This is a genomic window from Enterobacter sp. UCD-UG_FMILLET (assembly GCF_000762975.1).
In the GTDB taxonomy this organism is placed as follows: domain Bacteria; phylum Pseudomonadota; class Gammaproteobacteria; order Enterobacterales; family Enterobacteriaceae; genus Enterobacter; species Enterobacter dykesii.
Map to the genome: position 1 here is coordinate 1 of NZ_JRJC01000015.1, position 18534 is coordinate 18534.

General features: G+C 59.2%; 18 protein-coding genes. 15 read left to right on the forward strand and 3 right to left on the reverse strand.

The genetic code is table 11. The features are described from left to right. A partial coding sequence (locus LA04_RS07085; RefSeq protein WP_047650975.1) for an oligopeptide/dipeptide ABC transporter ATP-binding protein occupies window positions 1–325 on the forward strand: 325 nt, incomplete at its 5' end. Here the strand turns inward: LA04_RS07085 and LA04_RS07090 are convergent. Continuing rightward, on the reverse strand, window positions 322–1071 hold the full coding sequence (locus LA04_RS07090; protein WP_008501706.1) for an SDR family NAD(P)-dependent oxidoreductase: 750 nt from the start codon (window positions 1069–1071) through the stop codon (window positions 322–324). The genes LA04_RS07085 and LA04_RS07090 overlap by 4 nt on opposite strands. A gap of 114 nt (window positions 1072–1185) precedes the next feature. On the opposite strand from LA04_RS07090, the gene LA04_RS07095 reads away from it, so the two are divergent. Then, complete coding sequence (locus LA04_RS07095; protein WP_047650976.1) at window positions 1186–2091, forward strand: LysR family transcriptional regulator; 906 nt, start codon at window positions 1186–1188, stop codon at window positions 2089–2091. Between the two features lie 23 nt (window positions 2092–2114). Here LA04_RS07095 and LA04_RS07100 read toward each other — a convergent pair whose 3' ends face one another. Continuing rightward, window positions 2115–2543 carry an OsmC family protein gene (locus tag LA04_RS07100; protein ID WP_045326427.1) on the reverse strand — a complete coding sequence of 143 codons (429 nt, stop codon included), beginning with the start codon at window positions 2541–2543 and terminating at the stop codon, window positions 2115–2117. Window positions 2544–2658: 115 nt separating this feature from the next. Here LA04_RS07100 and LA04_RS07105 point away from each other — a divergent pair, with 115 nt between their 5' ends. Next, the gene (locus tag LA04_RS07105) at window positions 2659–3618 is read left to right on the forward strand and encodes a hypothetical protein (RefSeq protein ID WP_047650980.1); all 960 of its coding nucleotides are present in this window, start codon (window positions 2659–2661) and stop codon (window positions 3616–3618) included. Window positions 3619–3625: 7 nt separating this feature from the next. On the opposite strand, the gene LA04_RS07110 is transcribed toward LA04_RS07105, so the two are convergent. After that, entirely contained in the window at window positions 3626–4501 is an 876-nt protein-coding gene (locus LA04_RS07110) for a LysR family transcriptional regulator (protein WP_047650981.1), read from the reverse strand. A 110-nt stretch (window positions 4502–4611) separates the two neighbouring features. Here LA04_RS07110 and LA04_RS07115 point away from each other — a divergent pair, with 110 nt between their 5' ends. From LA04_RS07115 to LA04_RS07170, 12 genes are all read left to right on the forward strand, one after another. Continuing rightward, the gene (locus LA04_RS07115) at window positions 4612–5463 is read left to right on the forward strand and encodes a Vmh family MBL fold metallo-hydrolase (RefSeq protein ID WP_047650982.1); all 852 of its coding nucleotides are present in this window, start codon (window positions 4612–4614) and stop codon (window positions 5461–5463) included. Between the two features lie 232 nt (window positions 5464–5695). Beyond that, complete coding sequence (gene bdm / locus LA04_RS07120) at window positions 5696–5911, forward strand: biofilm-dependent modulation protein (protein ID WP_013096534.1); 216 nt, start codon at window positions 5696–5698, stop codon at window positions 5909–5911. Between the two features lie 95 nt (window positions 5912–6006). Further along, window positions 6007–6144, forward strand: coding sequence for a stationary-phase-induced ribosome-associated protein (sra, locus tag LA04_RS07125; RefSeq protein WP_008501714.1), 138 nt, complete (start codon window positions 6007–6009; stop codon window positions 6142–6144). A gap of 176 nt (window positions 6145–6320) precedes the next feature. Further along, the gene (locus tag LA04_RS07130; RefSeq protein WP_023311897.1) at window positions 6321–8018 is read left to right on the forward strand and encodes an NAD-dependent malic enzyme; all 1698 of its coding nucleotides are present in this window, start codon (window positions 6321–6323) and stop codon (window positions 8016–8018) included. Between the two features lie 329 nt (window positions 8019–8347). Further along, on the forward strand, window positions 8348–10060 hold the full coding sequence (locus tag LA04_RS07135; RefSeq protein ID WP_047650983.1) for an ABC-F family ATP-binding cassette domain-containing protein: 1713 nt from the start codon (window positions 8348–8350) through the stop codon (window positions 10058–10060). A 198-nt stretch (window positions 10061–10258) separates the two neighbouring features. Then, entirely contained in the window at window positions 10259–11269 is a 1011-nt protein-coding gene (adhP, locus tag LA04_RS07140; RefSeq protein ID WP_047348428.1) for an alcohol dehydrogenase AdhP, read from the forward strand. Window positions 11270–11419: 150 nt separating this feature from the next. After that, window positions 11420–13039, forward strand: coding sequence for a TIGR04028 family ABC transporter substrate-binding protein (locus LA04_RS07145; RefSeq protein WP_047650984.1), 1620 nt, complete (start codon window positions 11420–11422; stop codon window positions 13037–13039). 10 nt (window positions 13040–13049) lie between these two features. Continuing rightward, a complete protein-coding gene (locus LA04_RS07150) occupies window positions 13050–13994 on the forward strand; it encodes an ABC transporter permease (protein ID WP_047650985.1) in 945 nt (314 codons plus the stop codon). Continuing rightward, window positions 13991–14839: an ABC transporter permease gene (locus tag LA04_RS07155; RefSeq protein WP_047650986.1), complete on the forward strand. Its 849-nt coding sequence runs from the start codon at window positions 13991–13993 to the stop codon at window positions 14837–14839. The genes LA04_RS07150 and LA04_RS07155 overlap by 4 nt, the downstream gene beginning before the upstream one ends. Continuing rightward, window positions 14839–16446, forward strand: a complete 1608-nt coding sequence (locus LA04_RS07160) for a dipeptide ABC transporter ATP-binding protein (protein WP_047650988.1) — start codon at window positions 14839–14841, stop codon at window positions 16444–16446. Before LA04_RS07155 ends, LA04_RS07160 begins: the two co-directional genes overlap by 1 nt. After that, window positions 16443–17432 (forward strand): putative FMN-dependent luciferase-like monooxygenase, encoded by a 990-nt coding sequence (locus LA04_RS07165; protein ID WP_047650990.1) that lies wholly within the window; start codon window positions 16443–16445, stop codon window positions 17430–17432. Before LA04_RS07160 ends, LA04_RS07165 begins: the two co-directional genes overlap by 4 nt. A 10-nt stretch (window positions 17433–17442) precedes the next feature. After that, entirely contained in the window at window positions 17443–18534 is a 1092-nt protein-coding gene (locus LA04_RS07170; protein ID WP_047650991.1) for an alkylhydroperoxidase domain protein, read from the forward strand.

Below are 18534 nucleotides of genomic sequence, written 5' to 3' on the forward strand. Positions count from 1 at the left end.
CGTCTCGGTGGTCAGGCACATGAGCGACCGCGTGGCGGTGATGTACCTCGGGCAGATTGTGGAGCTGGGCAGCGCCGCGCAGGTGCTTGGCGAGCCGCAGCATCCTTACACCCGCCTGCTGCTCGACTCGGTTCCCCGCACCGGTGAACCGCTGGATGAAAATCTGGCCTTGCGCAAAACGGAGCTTCCCGGCAACCGTCACCTGCCCGAGGGCTGTTTTTTCCGCGACCGTTGTCCGATGGCAGCGCAGGGGTGTGAGCGTCCCCAGCCGTTACAGCCCTCTCGCGAGGGCCGTAACGTGCGCTGCTGGCGCAGTCTGGGTTAGATTTGCGCCATTCCGCCGTCCACAAACAGCTCGGTGGCGTTAATAAAGCTGGCCGCGTCGGAGGCCAGAAACGCCACCGCTTTCCCCACCTCGCCCGGCGCGCCTAAGCGCCCCAGCGGTACCTGCGCGGCCAGCGCGTCGTACAGCCCCTGACGATGTTCTTCCGGCACCAGATCGCCAAGTCCTGGCGTTTTGATCGGGCCCGGGCTCACCACGTTGACGCGGATCCCGCGGCCCTGCAAATCCAGCGCCCAGGAGCGGGCAAAGTTGCGCACGGCGGCCTTGCTGGCGCTGTAGACGCTGAAGTTGGCCGTCCCCTTAATGGACACCGTCGAGCCGGTCAGAATAATCGACGATCCGGCGGAGAGCAGCGGCAGCGCCTTCTGCACCGTAAACAGCACTCCGCGAACGTTGGTGCCAAAAATCCTGTCAAACTGTTCTTCGGTGATCGCGCCCAGCGGCAGCATATCGCCGCCACCGGCATTGGCGAACAGAATATCGAGGCGGCCTTCTTCTTTGGCTATCCGGGCATAAACCTCATCCAGATCGGCAAGCTTAGAGACGTCCGCGCGAATGCCCACTGCCGTTGAAGCAATTTCTGCGACCGCCGCGTCAAGTTCGGCCTGACGACGACCGGTGATATACACCTTCGCGCCCTGTGCCGCCAGCTCCTGCGCCGTGGCAAGACCGATACCGGTGCTGCCGCCGGTGACCAGTGCGATTTTTCCTGAGAGAGTCGTGTTCATGTCATTTACCTTTTGTTGGGTTTGCGTTGAACAAACTTTAGCCCTTGCGGCATTAGTGAAAAACAGGCAAAAATGAAAATGACTATTCACATACAGAAATAATCAGAGGTCATCATGGACCAGCTCATGGCGATGCGCGCCTTTACGCGGGTCGTAGAGTCCGGCAGCTTTACCCGCGCGGCGGACTCGCTGAATATGCCGATCGCCACGCTGAGCAAGCTGGTTAAATCGCTTGAGGCGCACCTGGAGATACGCCTTCTGCACCGCACCACTCGCCGGGTGGTCGCAACGCCTGAAGGGATGGGATACTATGAAAAAGCGCTCAGGGTGCTGATTGATATCGAAGATATCGACACCTCGTTTCGCGTTTCCCGCGCGACGCCAAAAGGGCATTTGCGGGTTGACGTGGGCGGATCCACCGCCCGGGACGTGCTCATTCCCCTGCTGCCGGATTTTATGCAGCGCTATCCGGAGATCCGCATCGATCTTGGCGTGGCCGACCGGCCGGTCGATCTCATCAGCGGTAACGTAGACTGCGTGATCCGCGGCGGTCCGCTGGACGATTCAACCCTCATCGCCCGTCATCTCGGTAACGCCGAAATGGTCACCTGCGCGACGCCGGGTTACCTGAGAAATCATGGCGTTCCGGCCTATCCGCAGGAGCTGCGCAACGGCCACAAGCTGATTAGCTATCTCTCGCCCGTCACCGGACGGCCGTTTCCGTTTCGCTTCCGGCAGAACGGCGAGGCGCTGGAAATCAACATTCCGCACTATCTCGGCGTCAATGAAAGTAATGCCCATCTGGCGGCTGCCGCGGCGGGGCTGGGGATCGTTCAAACCTTTGAGTATTCGGCAAAGTCGTATCTGCAGGCGGGAACGCTGGCGGCTATCCTGGGCGACTGGCGCCCTGCCGCGTATCCGTTTCATGTGGTTTACCCGCAAAACCGGCATTTGACGCACCGCCTGAAGGTATTTATCGCCTGGCTGGCGGAGGTGTTCCCCGCCGCGCTGAAGGGATAGCCGGGCGCAAACCCGGCTTTGGCTTAATTGAGCTTATAGTCCAGGGTAATCTCGGCTTTCAGGAGCTGCGAGACCGGACAGCCCGCTTTTGCTTTCTGAATAATGCCGTCGAACTGCTGCGGGGCAATGCCTGGAACGGTCACCTTGCTATTCAGGGCAACCTTAGTGATGGCAAAGCCGCCGTCGGTTTTATCCAGAGAGACGTCCGCGGTGGTATCAATGGAATCGGCGGTATAGCCCGCTTCCCCGAGCATCAGCGACAGCGCCATCGAGAAACATGCCGCGTGTGCTGCGCCGATCAGCTCTTCGGGGTTGGTCCCCTTTTCGCCCTCAAAGCGGGTATTGAAACCATAAGGCTGCTGATTGAGAACGCCGCTCTCGGTGGAAACCGTTCCTTTTCCGCGCTTAATGTCGCCAGACCAGTGTGCCGAACCGTGCTTATGAATAGTCATTCTTGCTCTCCTTTTGGCTTACAAAGGGTTAAGTATAGACTACGCATCTGCCCCACCCTGGAACACAGACAATTCCGGGACTTTCACCTGCTGTACCGACAAAAAGGATAATGATATGGCGCTAAAAATCAGGATGGCCGTTGCCGTCACCACGCTGGCTCTGTCGCTCTCTTCACTGGCGAAAACGCCAGAGAACTTTATCTATACCAGCTCGGGCGATCTCGACGCGGCGTTTCCGCTCGTTGCGCGAAGCGATATCGGCGGCGTGCAGATCGTTTACAACTGGCGCCTGCTGGAACCCGAGAAGGACAGCTATGACTTTTCGCGGATTGAACAGGATCTGGCGCGCGTTAAGGCCGCCGGAAAAAAGCTCTTTATTCAAATCCAGGATCGTTTCTTTGAGCCGGACGCCCGCTACGTTCCGGACTATCTGATGCGCGACACGCAGTACGGTGGCGGGATTGCGCCGCAGTTCGATAACCCCGGCGAAGGTAAGCCGGTCGGGTCAGGATGGGTGGCGCGTCAGTGGGATCCCGCCGTGCGCCAGCGCTACCAGGCGCTGCTGGCCGCCCTCGCGAAACGCTTTGACGGCGAGGTGTATGGGGTAAACCTGCCCGAAACCGCCATCGATCTCGACGAAAAAAATCCGCCCGCCGGATTTACCTGCGACAGCTATTTCGCGGGTGAAATGGAAAACCTGGCCTTTGCGCGAAAGGCTTTTCAGAAATCACACGTGGTGCAGTACGTGAACTTCTGGCCGTGCGAATGGGATAACGACCACAACTACATGGGGCGTCTGTTTGCGTACGCCAGCGCTAACAATATCGGCCTGGGCGGGCCGGACATTGTTCCCAACCGCAAGGCGCACATGAAGAATGCCTATCCCTTCTTCCATAAAAATAAACAGACGCTGCCGCTCATCGCCATGGCGGTTCAGGAGCCGACCCTGACCTATAAGGATCCTCAGACCGGAAAACCGTTCACCAAAGCGGAATTTGTCCGCTTCGGCGAAAGTTATCTCGGTGCCGATATTATTTTCTGGAGCACGACGTCTCCCTGGCTAAAGGCGAAGTAATCCCTTCTTATGCCAGGTAGCGCGACAGTTCGTCAAGGAACACGCGCAGCGCGGCAGGCTGGTATTCCCGGGACTGATAAATGCCATGGATGGCAAGCGCTTTCGGCTCAAGCGCCTCCAGTACCGGCACCAGCAATCCCTGTTCCAGCGCGGCAGACGCTTCGCGCTCCGGCAGCATGGCGATACCGCAGTGCTTGATCGCCGCGTCCATCAGCAGCGAAGAGATGCTGGCGCTCAGGTTGCCGCTGACGGCCACGCTCAGGCTTTCCCCTTCCGGCGTCAGGAAGTGCCAGGACTGCCCGGCAAAAAAGCTGTAGTGCAGGCAGTTGTGCTGCGCTAACTCTTCGGGGCTGACGGGGGTACCGTGCTGTGCCAGATACGCCGGCGAGGCGCAGAGCACCGAGCGACATTCCCCCAGCCGGCGGGCAATCATGCCGGGTTCGGGGTTGTCGGTAATGCGCACGGCGACATCAATGCGCTCTCCCACCAGGCTCACCGGGTGGTTGTTCACGTCCAGCTCGATGCGCAGCTGCGGGTAGCGCGAGAGCAGCTCAGGCAGGACCGGCGCAATCAGGTGCATGGCGGTAAAATGGGCGCAGGCCACCCGCAGCGTGCCGGACGGCAGATCCTTCTCCGACTGGCCCTCGATTTCCTGCGAAATCTGCGAGAGCGTCCGGGTTTTTTGCAGCACCTTTTCCCCTGCCGCGGTCAGCGTCAGCTTGCGCGTGGAGCGGTTTACCAGCCGCGTTCCCGCCCACTTCTCCATTTGTTCAAGGTAGCGGCTCACCATCGGTCGGGAAATGCCCAACGCGCGGGCCGCCGCGCTCAAACTGCCCAGCTCGCATATCCGGTTGTAGACCTGAGCGGCGATAACGCGATCCATATAAGCTCCATTTGCTCGATTTATGAAACTAAGCATGTCTTGTTTCAGGAATTCTGGCAAATGCGAATATCCGTACAATAGAGACATTCCTGAACAACAGAGACAACAGCATGAAATTCACTCACCTTGCCCTGCTTTCCACCCTTTTCACGCCGGTCGCGTTTGCCGCGCCGTTAACCATTGATACCTGGAACCCGCAGGAAAAAGGCATTTTCCCGGTCTCCTCCACGCTGGTTTCCGGCCCGAAAGAGGCGGTGCTGTTTGACGCGCAGTTCAGCGTGAAGGATGGCGAAGCGCTGGTAGAAAAAATCCGCCGCAGCGGTAAAACCCTGAATAAGATTGTGATCACCTCCGGCGATCCGGATTTCTATTTTGGCCTGCAGCCGCTGGTCAAAGCCTTCCCGAATGCCAAAGTGGTGGCCACGCAGCATGTGGTTGACCATATTAAAGCCACCAAAGACGCCAAGCTCGCCTTCTGGGGGCCGCAGATGAAGGACGGCGCGCCAACGGAGCTGGTCGTCCCGCAGGTGCTTGCCTCCACCACGTTCATGGTTGACGGGGAAAAGATCGACATCGAACAGCCAGACAGCTATGCGGCGTATGTGTGGATCCCGTCGGCAAAAACGATCCTCGGCGGCACCGGGGTAGCCTGGGGTATTCACGTCTGGACGGCAGACACCCAGACGCCGGAAAGCCGCAAGCAGTGGCAGGAAACGCTGGAGAATATGGCCGCGCACAAACCTGAACGCGTGATACCGGGCCACTACCTGGGCACTCCACCACCGGGCACTGGCGCGATTGATTTTACCCGCGACTATCTGCAGCGCTTTGAAAAGGCTTTAGCCGCGCATAAAGATTCCGCAGGCGTCATCAGCACCCTGAAAAAACAGTATCCAGGCCTGGCTGATGAGAGCTCGCTGGAATTAAGCGCCAAAGTGAATACCGGCGAAATGAAGTGGTAATTTAAAAACGGCTCCTGCTATATTTCCGCGATAGCAGGAGCCCCGCCAAAATATCCCCGCCGTTACCCGTCGATATAGCCACACCTTTTAAAAGCGCATAAAAGCATGCACTTATGTCATTTTTATTTCTAAGATGAATCTGAACCACAACCGGGAAAATATTTGCCATTCTGTTTATGAATTAAATTTTTTGCGAGCCGTACCATTAAACAGACAACGACACGGAGGCAGCATGTTTACTTATTACCCGGCTAATACTGCAGCAGCACAACCTGAACTCGTTAACGCGATTGCGCAGGGTCTTCACGCCGAGCACGGTGCTGTGACTGAAGATGACATTTTGATGGAACTGACCAAATGGGTGGAATCCACGGATAATGACATCCTCAGTGACATCTACCAGCAGACCATTAACTACGTCGTCAGCGGGCAAAACGCACCCTTGTAAAAACCTGCTAAGCTGGATCTGCAACCTAAGGGGTTACATTTCGTTTGCGTGAGCAAACTGGTCCTTAAAACTATCAACAGGATTGAGGAGTTAACATGAAATCGAACCGTCAGGCACGCCATATTCTGGGACTGAACTACAAGCTTTCCAATCAGCGTAAAGTGGTGATTGAAGGCGACCACGAAACGCAGGTCACTCACGCCACGGGCAGAAAACGCCACGCGGGCAAGTAAGTTCCAGACTGAGATCCAGAACACCATCGGTAATCCCGGTGGTGTTTTTGTTTATGTGTTGCGGTAATTAATATTTAGCTCCTTTATAATACCGTCGGACCGCACCCCATCGCACAGGCCAGAAAGATGACAAACAGCAGTGTCAGGGACGGATCTTCATAAAAAGAGTGAGTGACATGGACAACAAACTGAAAAAACATCGTTCCTTATACATCCCATACGCCGGACCGGTTTTACTCGAATTCCCCCTGCTCAACAAAGGCAGCGCCTTCAGCATGGAAGAGCGCAGCAGCTTTAACCTGCTGGGTTTACTGCCCGAAGTGGTTGAAACTATTGAAGAACAGGCGGAGCGCGCGTGGATCCAGTATCAGGGTTTCAAAACTGAAATCGACAAGCACATCTACCTGCGCAACATTCAGGACACCAATGAAACCCTCTTCTATCGCCTGGTGCAGAACCATCTCGAAGAGATGATGCCGGTGATCTACACCCCAACGGTGGGTGCGGCCTGCGAGCGTTTCTCAGAGATCTACCGTCGTTCACGCGGGGTATTCATCTCCTATCAGAACCGTCACAACATGGACGATATTCTGCAGAACGTGCCGAACCACAATATCAAAGTGATTGTGGTAACCGACGGCGAACGTATTCTCGGCCTAGGCGACCAGGGCATTGGCGGGATGGGGATCCCCATCGGTAAGCTCTCACTCTACACCGCCTGCGGCGGCATCAGCCCGGCGTATACCCTGCCGGTAGTGCTGGACGTCGGCACCAACAACCAGCAGTTGCTCAACGATCCGCTCTATATGGGCTGGCGCCATCCGCGCATCACCGACGACGAGTACTACCAGTTTGTCGACGATTTCATCCAGGCCGTGAAGCACCGCTGGCCGGACGTTCTGCTGCAGTTTGAAGACTTCGCGCAGAAAAACGCGATGCCGCTGCTGAACCGCTATCGCGATGAGATCTGCTCCTTTAACGACGACATCCAGGGCACCGCGGCCGTGACCGTGGGTACGCTTATCGCCGCCAGCCGCGCAGCCGGCAGCCAGCTGAGCTACCAGAAAATCGTCTTCCTGGGCGCAGGCTCTGCGGGCTGTGGTATCGCCGAGCAGATCATCGCCCAGACGCAGCGCGAAGGCTTAAGCGAAGAGCTGGCCCGCTCCCGCGTCTTTATGGTTGACCGTTTCGGCCTGCTGACCGACGCTATGCCGAACCTGCTGCCGTTCCAGAACAAGCTGGTGCAGAAGCGCGAGAACCTGAAAAACTGGGATACCGACAACGAAGTCCTGTCCCTGCTGGACGTGGTGCGCAACGTGAAGCCGGATATTCTGATCGGCGTTTCCGGGCAAACCGGCCTCTTCACCGAAGAGATCATTCGCGAGATGCACAAGCACTGCGAGCGCCCTATCGTGATGCCGCTTTCTAACCCGACCTCCCGCGTGGAAGCGACGCCGCAGGACATCATCGCCTGGACCGAAGGTAACGCGCTGGTCGCGACCGGCAGCCCGTTCGACCCGGTGGTGTGGAAGGATAAAACCTATCCGATTGCCCAGTGCAACAACTCTTACATCTTCCCGGGCATTGGGCTGGGCGTGATCGCTTCCGGCGCGTCCCGCATTACCGATGAGATGCTGATGTCGGCGAGCGAAACCCTTGCGGGCTACTCGCCGCTGGTCAACAACGGTGAAGGGCTGGTGCTGCCGGAGCTGAAAGACATTCACAAGGTGTCGCGCGCTATCGCGTTTGCGGTAGGTAAAATGGCGCAGCAGCAGGGCGTGGCGGTGAAAACCTCTGCCGACGCGCTGCAGCAGGCCATCGACGACAACTTCTGGAAACCTGAATACCGCAGCTATCGCCGTACCTCGATTTAATTCTGCCTTCCGACCGTTCCCTCTCCCTTTGGGAGAGGGAATTACATTTGTACCCCCACTAGCCAAACCCCTTTTCCCCCGCTACACTCCCTTCATCCATCAACCTACTGAATATATAAGGAGGCCAATTATGCTGTATCGTGAAATTTTCAATGTTTCACATACATTTGGTGATCGCACCAGCTCAAGCGTTATCGGTATCGTGCTGCGATAACTTCTGCTTGAGCGAAGACACCAACCCCTGAAATCCCTTCTCTCGGGCTTACTGAGTTATCGTCAGCGATGTTTGACGAGGCATAAACATGCCTGTAACTCTTGGGTAAGCAACAATGAGCACTTTACTCACTGCACAATCTTTACGCGTTGATACGGCGTTTGGCACGCTCTTCGACTCACTCTCCTTTACGCTGAAAAAAGGCGACCGCATTGGCCTGCTGGGCGACAACGGCTGCGGTAAAAGCACGCTGCTCAAGGTGCTGGACGGTACTGGCTCCCCCGCCGCCGGAACGGTAGCGCAGGCCGGGCACTGCCTGATGGCGCGCGTGGAGCAACATCTTCCGGACGCCATTTTCCCGCTGACCATGCTGGATGCCGTACTCGCACAGCTGCCTCTGGCTGAGCGCGATAGCCTGCGCTGGAAAGCCGAATCGCTGCTGGCGAGCATGGGCTTCACGCCGCAGGATATGGCGCTGCAATCCGCCACGCTGAGCGGCGGGCAGCACACCCGCCTGCTGCTGGCGCGGGCGTTGATTCACGAGCCGGACCTGCTCCTGCTCGATGAACCCAGCAACCACCTTGATTTGCCGACCATGCTCTGGCTGGAACACTTTCTGCAGAACTGGTCGGGCAGCTTTGTGCTGGTCTCGCATGACAGACAGCTGCTGGATGCCGTCACCAACGGCAGCTGGATCCTGCGCGATAAAACGCTGCACTACTTCGCCCTTCCCTGCACGGCAGCCCGCAAGGCGCTTGAAGCAAAGGATGAAAGCGACGCGCAGCGCCACAAGGCGGAGCAAAAGGAGATCGACCGCGTGACCGCCAGCGCGAAGCGGCTGGCGACCTGGGGCAAGGTTTACGACAACGAAGACCTGGCCCGCAAAGCCAAACAGATGGAAAAACAGGTCGAACGGCTGAAGGAGAGCCAGACGGCGCTCACGGCGGGCAGCCAGTGGACGTTAACCCTGCGCGGCGACGCGCTGCGGGCCGACCGTTTGCTGGAAATGGAGAACCTCGACGTGCCTCCTGCACCTGGCCTGCCGGCGTTGTTCAGCATCGAAATGGCGCGGCTGAAAAGCGGCGATCGCGTGGCGATTGTCGGTCGTAACGGCTGCGGAAAATCGTCGCTGATGAGGCTTATCTGGCAACAGTTTGCCGATGAGTCCGCAGACAGCGGGTTGAAAATCCATCCGCGCGTGTCGCCAGGCTATTACGACCAGACGCTTCACCAGCTTGCTGACAACGCCACGCTGCTCGACGCGCTGGAGCCTTTCGCACCGGATCCGCAGAACCGCAAAATGGCGCTGATAAGCGCGGGTTTCCCGTGGTCGCGTCACGGGCAAACGGTCAGCACGCTCAGCGGTGGCGAACGCTCGCGCCTGCTGTTCGTTGGCCTGACGCTTGCTCGCTACAGCCTGCTGATGCTGGATGAGCCGACCAACCACCTCGACATGGAAGGCAAAGAGACGCTGGCGCAAACCCTTCAGCAGTTTGAAGGCGGCGTCCTGCTGGTCAGCCACGATCGCCAGTTAATTAGCCAAAGCTGCAACCGTTTCTGGCTGATTGAAGAGGGAAAGCTGAGCGAGTGGCACGATGCTGAGGCGGTGTTTGAACGCCTGCGTGAAAGCGCGGGGCTGACGACACCCGCCGCACCCGTCATCGACGCGGCGACGGTTCCATCCTCGCCGTATGACGATCTGCTCGAACGGCTGGTCGCGCTGGAAACGCTACTGGAAGACGATCTGGCGCGTAAGCCGAAGCATCAAAAGCCGCAGCTGCAGGCGCAATGGCGTAAAGAGATTGAGGAAATAGAAGCACTGCTGTAAGTCTGCGCCCGCCGGGTCTCTCTCGGCGGGCCAGTTTTTTCCCCCTAAATTATTAGAGGAACGCCGTATTCTTATTCTGAAATCGGATTAAATGATGACATTATGTTGCCGTTGCCTTGCATTACAGTCCCAAAGCACTAATCCTTGAGGAGTATTACACCTGCTATGCAGATACTCATCATGAACAAGGAGATACACATGAAGGCTGCTGTTGTCACTCAGGATCATCAGGTTAATGTCACCGAAAAAACCTTACGCCCGCTAAAGCACGGGGAAGCCCTGCTGAAGATGGAGTGCTGTGGCGTATGCCATACCGATCTCCACGTGAAGAACGGTGATTTTGGCGATAAAACCGGGGTTATCCTGGGCCACGAAGGGATTGGTATCGTAAAAGAAGTTGGCCCCGGCGTGAAATCGCTGAAAGTCGGCGACCGCGCAAGCGTGGCCTGGTTTTTTGAAGGCTGCGGCCACTGTGAATACTGTAATACCGGCAACGAAACCCTCTGCCGCGATGTGAAAAATGCCGGTTACTCCGTTGACGGCGGTATGGCGGAAGAGTGCATCGTCACCGCTGACTACGCCGTAAAAGTGCCGGACGGTCTTGAATCCGCTGCGGCCAGCAGCATCACCTGCGCCGGGGTCACGACCTACAAAGCGGTAAAAATTTCCGGTATTAAACCGGGCCAGTGGATCGCAATCTATGGTCTGGGCGGTCTGGGCAACCTTGCGCTGCAGTACGCCAAAAACGTCTTTAACGCCAAAGTCATCGCTCTCGACGTTAACGACGAACAGCTGAAGCTGGCGGCCAGCATGGGTGCGGATTTAACCATCAACTCCCGCAGCGAAGACGCCGCAAAAATTGTGCAGGAGAAAACCGGCGGCGCGCACGCCGCAGTCGTTACTGCCGTCGCAAAAGCGGCCTTTAACTCAGCCGTTGACGCCGTGCGTGCCGGTGGCCGCGTGGTCGCAGTTGGCCTGCCGCCGGAAGCGATGAGCCTCGACATTCCGCGTCTGGTACTGGACGGCATTCAGGTGGTAGGTTCCCTGGTCGGCACCCGTCAGGATCTGCAGGAAGCGTTCCAGTTTGCCGCCGAAGGTAAGGTCGTGCCGAAAGTCACGATGCGTCCAATCGAGGACATCAACGCCATCTTTAAAGAGATGGAACAGGGCCAGATCCGCGGCCGTATGGTGATTGACCTGCGTTCATAATCACCCACCGTTCAATTACCGCTCCTGACAGGAGCGGTTTTTTTATAGCCATTTTCTGGCAATCCTTATCTTAATTCCTTTGTTCCCTTGTTTTCCTCCGCGCCCGATGATGAATCCGACGCTAACAAGAAGATAACAAAGGAATTCACCATGCAAACCCCATTTCGTCTGCCGCTGCTGACGGCGCTGATCCTGGCGACAACCGCAGCCTGGGCAGCAGATGCGCCCGTCAAAGGCGGCACGCTGATTTATCTGGAGCAACAGGCGCACACCAATCTCTATCCGCCTGCCGGTGGCTTTTACCCGAACGGCGGCATTCTGAATCAAATCACCGACAAGCTGACGTGGCAGAACCCGAAAACGCTGCAGGTGGAACCCTGGGTGGCAGAAAGCTGGACCACCAACGCCGATAAAACCGAATATACCTTTAAGCTTCGTCCCGGCATCACCTTCTCCGACGGCACGCCGCTGGACGCCAACGCCGTGGCGAAAAATTTTGATACCTACGGTTTAGGCAATAAGGCGCAGCGCCTGCCAGTGTCAGAAGTGATCAATAACTACGATCGCAGCGAAGTCATCGACCCGCTGACCGTGAAGTTCTACTTCAAAAAACCGTCGCCGGGGTTCCTGCAGGGCACCGCCACCATTGGCTCGGGTCTGGTCTCGCTCAGCACGCTGAAGCGCAACTTCGAAGAGCTGGGAGATGCCCGCCACATCATCGGTTCCGGCCCGTTTGTGGTGAAGGACGAGAAGCTGGGTCGTGAAGTGACGCTCGAAGCCCGCAAAGACTACCAGTGGGGACCGAAAAACCTGACGCAACAGGGGCCCGCCAATCTCGATGGCATCAAGTTTATCGTGACCCAGGAAGACAGCGTGCGCGTCGGCGCCCTGCTGGCCGGTCAGGCCGACTTTATTCGCCAGGTGCAGGCGTATGACGAAAAGCAGGCGACAGACCAGGGCTATAAGATCTACGCCGCCCCGACGCGCGGGGTGAACGACAGCATCAGCTTCCGCCCGGATAACCCGCTGGTCTCCGATATTCGCGTTCGCCAGGCGCTGCTGCATGCCACCAATGCAAAACAGGTGGTCGAGACCCTCTTCTCGGCCAACTATCCGCAGGCGAAGTCCGTGATTGCCGGTTCCGCCGCAGGCTTTGTCGATCTCAGCGACAAATTGACCTTTGACCCGGCAAAAGCCAACCAGCTGCTGGACGACGCGGGCTGGAAAGCAGGCAGCGACGGGATCCGCGCCAAAGACGGCCAGCGGCTGGCGCTGACGGTATACGAATCTCTGCCGCAGCCGCAAAACAAAGAGGTGCTGCAGCTGGTTGCCCAGCAGTGGCGACAGGTGGGCGTGGCGCTGAACGTCAAAGCCGGTGACGCAGGCAGCCGCACGCTTGATAACCTTGACCCGCTGAAAACCCCGTTAACCGTTTCCGAAGTGGGCCGCGCCGATCCGGACGTGGTGAAAAGCATGTTCTACCCGGCTAACCGCGACGCGCTGCTGCAAAAAGGCGGATCCAGCGACAAGGTCAAAAACTTCCGTGACGACAGGCTGAATGCGCTGCTGGTGAACATTTCGGCTGAGGTCGATCCGCAAAAACGCCTGCAGCTGACGGGAGACGCCCAGCGCTACCTGCTGGATAACGCCTACGTCATTCCGATTTTCGAGGAGCCGCAGGTCTTTGCCGGTGCGCCGTGGCTGAAAGGCGTCAATTTTGAAGCGGTTGGCCGCCCGTCGTTCTACGGCGCGTGGATTGAGAAACACTGAGGAGCTGACGATGCGCCACGCACTTCTTCAACGCTTTGGGCACGGGCTGCTGGTACTGTGGGCCGCCTTTACCCTCTCGTTCGTGTTGCTCCAGGTGCTGCCGGGCGACGCGGTGCTGATTAAATTTCAAAACCCGGACCTGGGCTTAAGCCCGGCGCAAATCGAGGAGATGCGCGTGGCCTACGGCGCGGACATCCCGCTGTGGCAGCAATACGGCCACACGCTGCTGGCGATGCTGCGCGGCGATTTCGGCTATTCGCTACAGGCCGGGGTGTCGGTCAGCGAGCTGATTGCCAGCAATCTGCCGGATACCCTGAGTCTTGCCCTGCCCGCGTTTGTACTGGCGGTCCTGCTGGCGTTTGCGCTGGCCTTTGCGTCGCGTCTGCCGGGGCTGCGCTGGCTGAGCAATACCCTTCAGTCTCTTCCGGTCCTGTTTATCTCCTTACCCACGTTCTGGCTGGGGATTGCCCTCATCCAGCTCTTTTCTTTTCAGCTGCGGCTGATCCCGGTGATTAACCCGACGCCGCTGCAGGGGCTGATCCTGCCGATCGTGACCGTAGCGATCCCGATCTCCGCCCCGCTGGCGCAAATCCTGATGCGCAGCCTGGACCAGGTGGCGACGCAGCCGTTTGTCGCCGTCGCCCGCGCCAAAGGGCTGAGTGAAACCGCCGTCCTGTGGCGTCACGTGACCGGCAACGCCCTGCTGCCGGTCCTGAACATTGCCGGACTGCTGCTGGGCGAGCTGATTGCCGGGGCGCTGATCACCGAAACCGTTTTTGGCCGCAGCGGGCTCGGGCAGCTGACCCAGCAGGCGGTGAATAATCAGGACATCGCCGTGCTTCAGGCGGTCGTGATGATTTCTGCCCTCGGTTTTGTCCTGATCAATCTGCTGGTGGATCTGCTGATGCCGCTGCTGGATCCCCGTCTGCAAACCGTTACCGGAGGTGCATCATGAGTCTGGTCGATTACGCGGCCGCCGCGCGAAAACGCGTTCCTGCCTGGCAGGGAGTGGAATGGCAGCCGGGGCTGTGGCTGGCATGGGCGGTGATTATTCTCGCCGCTTTTGCCGCCGTAGCGCCCGGCCTGTTAACCCACTACAGCCCGATTGAGGGCATCGCCGGGGCACAGCGCCTGGCGCCGCAGGCGGGTCACTGGCTCGGAACCGATCAGCTTGGCCGCGATGTTTACACGCGTATCGTTTATGGCGCCTCCCACTCCCTGAGCGCGGCGCTGGCCGCCGTGACGATGGGCCTGGTGGTCGGCACCGGCTTAGGGGTAATTGCCGGGGCGTTCGCCGGACGCGTCGAGTCTCTGCTGATGCGCTTCGTCGACGTGTTGCTCTCCATCCCGTCTCTGCTGCTCTCGCTGACGGTGATTATTCTGCTCGGGTTTGGCACCGTTAACGCCGCGATTGCCGTCGGCGTTGCCTCCATTGCCAGCTTCGCCCGCCTCGCGCGCGGTGAAGTCGTGCGTATCCGCCATACGGATTATGTCGAAGCGGCGTTTGGCAGCGGCGGGACGTTTTTCGCCGTGCTGTGGCGACACATCCTGCCCAACGCATTAAACGCCGTCCTGGCCTTTGCCACGCTGCAGTTTGGTCAGGCCATCCTGGCGCTCTCCACGCTGAGCTTTCTCGGCTACGGCACCCCGCCGCCGGTGCCGGAATGGGGCTTACTGATTGCCGAAGGCCGTAACTATCTCTCTACCGCATGGTGGCTCACCACCTTCCCCGGCGTGGTCGTCATCGCCGTGGTGCTGGCCACCAACCGTATCAGCCAACAGTTCAGCGGAGGTCGCTAATGACCGTGCTCTCAGTGGAAAATTTGACGATTAGCTACCGTACCGCTCGCCAGTGGCGAGAGGTGGTGCATAACGTCAGCTTCACGCTTGAACGAGGGGAAATGCTGGCGTTTGTCGGCGAATCCGGATCCGGCAAAACGACCACGGCGCAGGCGATCATTGGCCTGCTGGCCGATAACGCCCGGCGCGATGCGGGAAAAATATCGCTCAACGGCGAAGAGATTAGCGGATGGTCCGCTAAGCGTCTCGATACCCTTCGCGGAGCGCGAATTAGCCTGGTGCCGCAGGATCCGGGTAATTCGCTCAACCCGGTGAAAACCATCGGTGCGCAGGTCGGAGAAATCATTCAGCTCCACAACAAAGTGACCCGCGCCGAGCGCGACGAGCAGGTGCTCGCCCTGCTGACAAAGGTCGGCCTGAGCCACCCCGAACAGCGCATGACGCAGTATCCCCATCAGCTCTCCGGCGGGATGAAACAGCGCGTGCTGATTGCCATCGCGATAGCGCTGCGTCCGGACGTGATCGTTGCCGATGAGCCCACCAGCGCGCTGGACGTGACGGTGCAAAAACGCATTCTCGATCTGCTGGATATCCTGCGCCGGGAATCGGGTACCGCCGTTCTGTTTGTCACCCACGATCTGGCGCTGGCCGCACAGCGCGCGGACAGGCTGCTGGTGTTTCGCGATGGCGAGGTTCAGGAACAGGGCAACACCGCCGATATCGTCCGCACGCCGCAGCACGCCTACACCCGCCAGCTGTTGAGCGATCTCCAGGGCCAGCGCCTGACCATCGCCCCGGTGGCCGGTCGGCCGCTCGCGTCCCCGGCCATTCGCGCCCGCGCCATCAGCAAGCAGTTCTCCCTGGGCAAAGGTCATCAGCTTCAGGCGCTGGATCGGGTAACGTTTGACGTCAGGCGCGGCAGCACGCATGCGCTGGTCGGTGAATCCGGCTCCGGGAAAACCACCCTCGCCCGTATTTTGCTGGGTTTTGAACAGGCCGACAGCGGACAGGTCATTATTGATGATATTGATGCCACCACGCTCAGCCGCGAGGCCCGCCGTCAGCTGCGCCAGAAGATCCAGTTTGTCTACCAGAACCCGTTTGCCTCTCTCGACCCGCGTCAGACGCTCTTCGAGATCATCGAAGAGCCCCTGAAGAACTTTTCTCGCCTCGGTAAGGCGCAGCGAAAACTCCGGGTGGAGACGGTGGCGCAGCGGGTTGCCCTGCCCGTCGAATTCCTGACCCGCACCGCCCGGGAGCTTTCAGGCGGACAGCGCCAGCGCGTTGCCATCGCCCGGGCGCTGATCCTGGAGCCGACCATTCTGGTGCTGGACGAAGCCACCTCCGCGCTGGACGTCACCGTGCAGGCGCAGATCCTGGCGCTGCTTCAGCAGCTGCAGCAGCAGCTGGGATTGACCTACCTCTTTATCACGCACGATCTCTCCACGGTTCGCCGGATCGCCCACAGCGTCACGGTGCTGCGCAGCGGTCAGGTGGTCGAACAGGGCGACGTCGGAACCTTATTCGCGTCGCCGCAGAACGACTATACCCGCGAGCTGATTGACGCCATTCCCCATTTTTCACCCGCTACGGAGGAGTTCGCATGACGCGAAAACGCCTGGGATTTTTCACCCGCCTGCTTGACGACGCTTCGCCGAAGGAGCGCTATCGTCTGGCAACGGAACAGATCCGCCACGCCGAACGCCACGGTTTTGACAGCGCCTGGATTGCCCAGCACCACTTCCACGAAAGTGAAGGCGGCCTGCCGTCGCCGCTGCTGTTTCTGGCGCACGTAGCCGCGCATACCGAAACCATCCGGCTGGGCACGGCCATCATTACCCTGCCGATGGAAAACCCGCTGCGCGTCGCGGAAGATGCCGCCGTGCTCGATTTACTCGCCGATGGTCGTCTTGAGGTCGGTTTTGGTTCGGGCGGCACACCAACCTCATTTCTGCCGTTCGGCCTGACCTTTGAGGAGCGCGGCGCGGCCTTTGCTGACCATCTGCATGTGATCCAGAGCGCCTGGCGCGGGGATTCGCTCACCCATCCGGATAACCACCTTTACCCGCCTGCGCCGCAGCTTGCCGACCGTATCTGGATTGCCACCTTCTCCGTGGACGGAGCCGTTCGCGCCGCGCGGGCCGGACACGGGTTAATGCTCTCGCGCACGCAGCCGCGCCCGGCAGATCGGCCGGATCTCACGCTCGACGAGATCCAGAACCCGATTGTGGATGCCTACCTTGAGGCGCTGCCTGCGGGCATCGCACCGCGCATTCTGGCCTCCCGTACGGCGTTCGTTGCCGACAGCGACGACTATGCGCTCAGGGTCGCGACACCGGGGCTCACGAAACAGGCACAGCAGCATCGCGCTGGCGGTCACACTGTAAAAGGTGACAGCGTCACCGATTATCGCCGTCAGTTTGATGCGCATATTGGTTCGCCCGATACGGTGCTGCATTCGCTGAATGCTGATTCCATTCTCAGGCGCGCCACGGATATCTCATTCCAGGTCCATTCGGTCGAACCCACGCATCGCGACACGCTGCGGTCCATCGAACTGATCGCCGAACGTATTGCCCCACACATCCTTTGAGGAGACACCTATGTCGTTAAGTCAGGACATTCTCGCCGAGCTGGCGGAAATTAAACCCGGTTCCCCTCTGGCAGAGGCGCGCGCCACGCGTGATGCCGCCACGCGCCACGCGCAGGGCAGCTACGAAATTCTCTTTAGCCAGCAGGATGCTGATTTTGCACTCGACGAGCGCTTCGCCGTGGCGGCAAAAGTCGCCAGGTGGCACAGCGCGGAGGCGCTGGCCGCGCACTATGCGGGATTTGGCCTGGCCGACCCGACCTCAGAACGCCTGACCCCGGCGCTGAACTTCGCGCGCCTGCTGACGTTCTCCCCCGTCGAAGCGACGCCCGCAGCGTTAAGGGCGCTGGCCCAGGCGGGATGGAGCAAGGAAGGCATTGTTACCCTGGCGCAGCTTATTGCGTTTGTGAGCTTCCAGAGCCGACTCATCACCGGGCTGCGGCTGCTGAACGACAGGCCCGTCGCCAGAAGCGATGCGCCGGTGGCGGCGGGCATCTGGCACACGACCGCAACAACGGTCACCGGAAAGGCGGCCCCCGTCGCGTTCACCCGGCAGGAGCTGGGATGGGAGCCGTGGATAGCGGCCAAACCGCTGGCGGATTTCCGTGACGATGAGGTTGCCATCCTGGCGAAATTTGGCCATACCGATTCCGACTACTTCCGCCTGCTGGCGCGCAACCTGCCGGTGCTTGAACAGCGCACGTTAACGGATAAAGGAATTTTTTATACATCGGGGGGATTGCCGCGCGCCGAGCGCGAGCTGGCCGCAACGGTCGCCAGTAAAATCAACGGCTGCATTTACTGCGCATCTGTCCATGCGCGCAAAGCCAGCCAGCTGTCAAAGAATGACGCGGCGGTAGAGGCCCTGCTGGCGGTGCGTCCTGGGCAATCTCTCAGCGAGGGGCAATCTGCACGCTGGCAGGCGGAAATCGATTTTGCGGCGGCGCTGTCGGTCACGCCACCCGCCGCCACGCCGCTGCACCTTGCCGCGCTGGAAAAAGAGGGGCTGGATACCTTAGCCCAGCTTGATCTGGTGCAGTCCACCGCATTCTTCGCCTGGGCCAACCGCCTGATGCTTACGCTGGGTGAGCCCTGGCTTGACTGA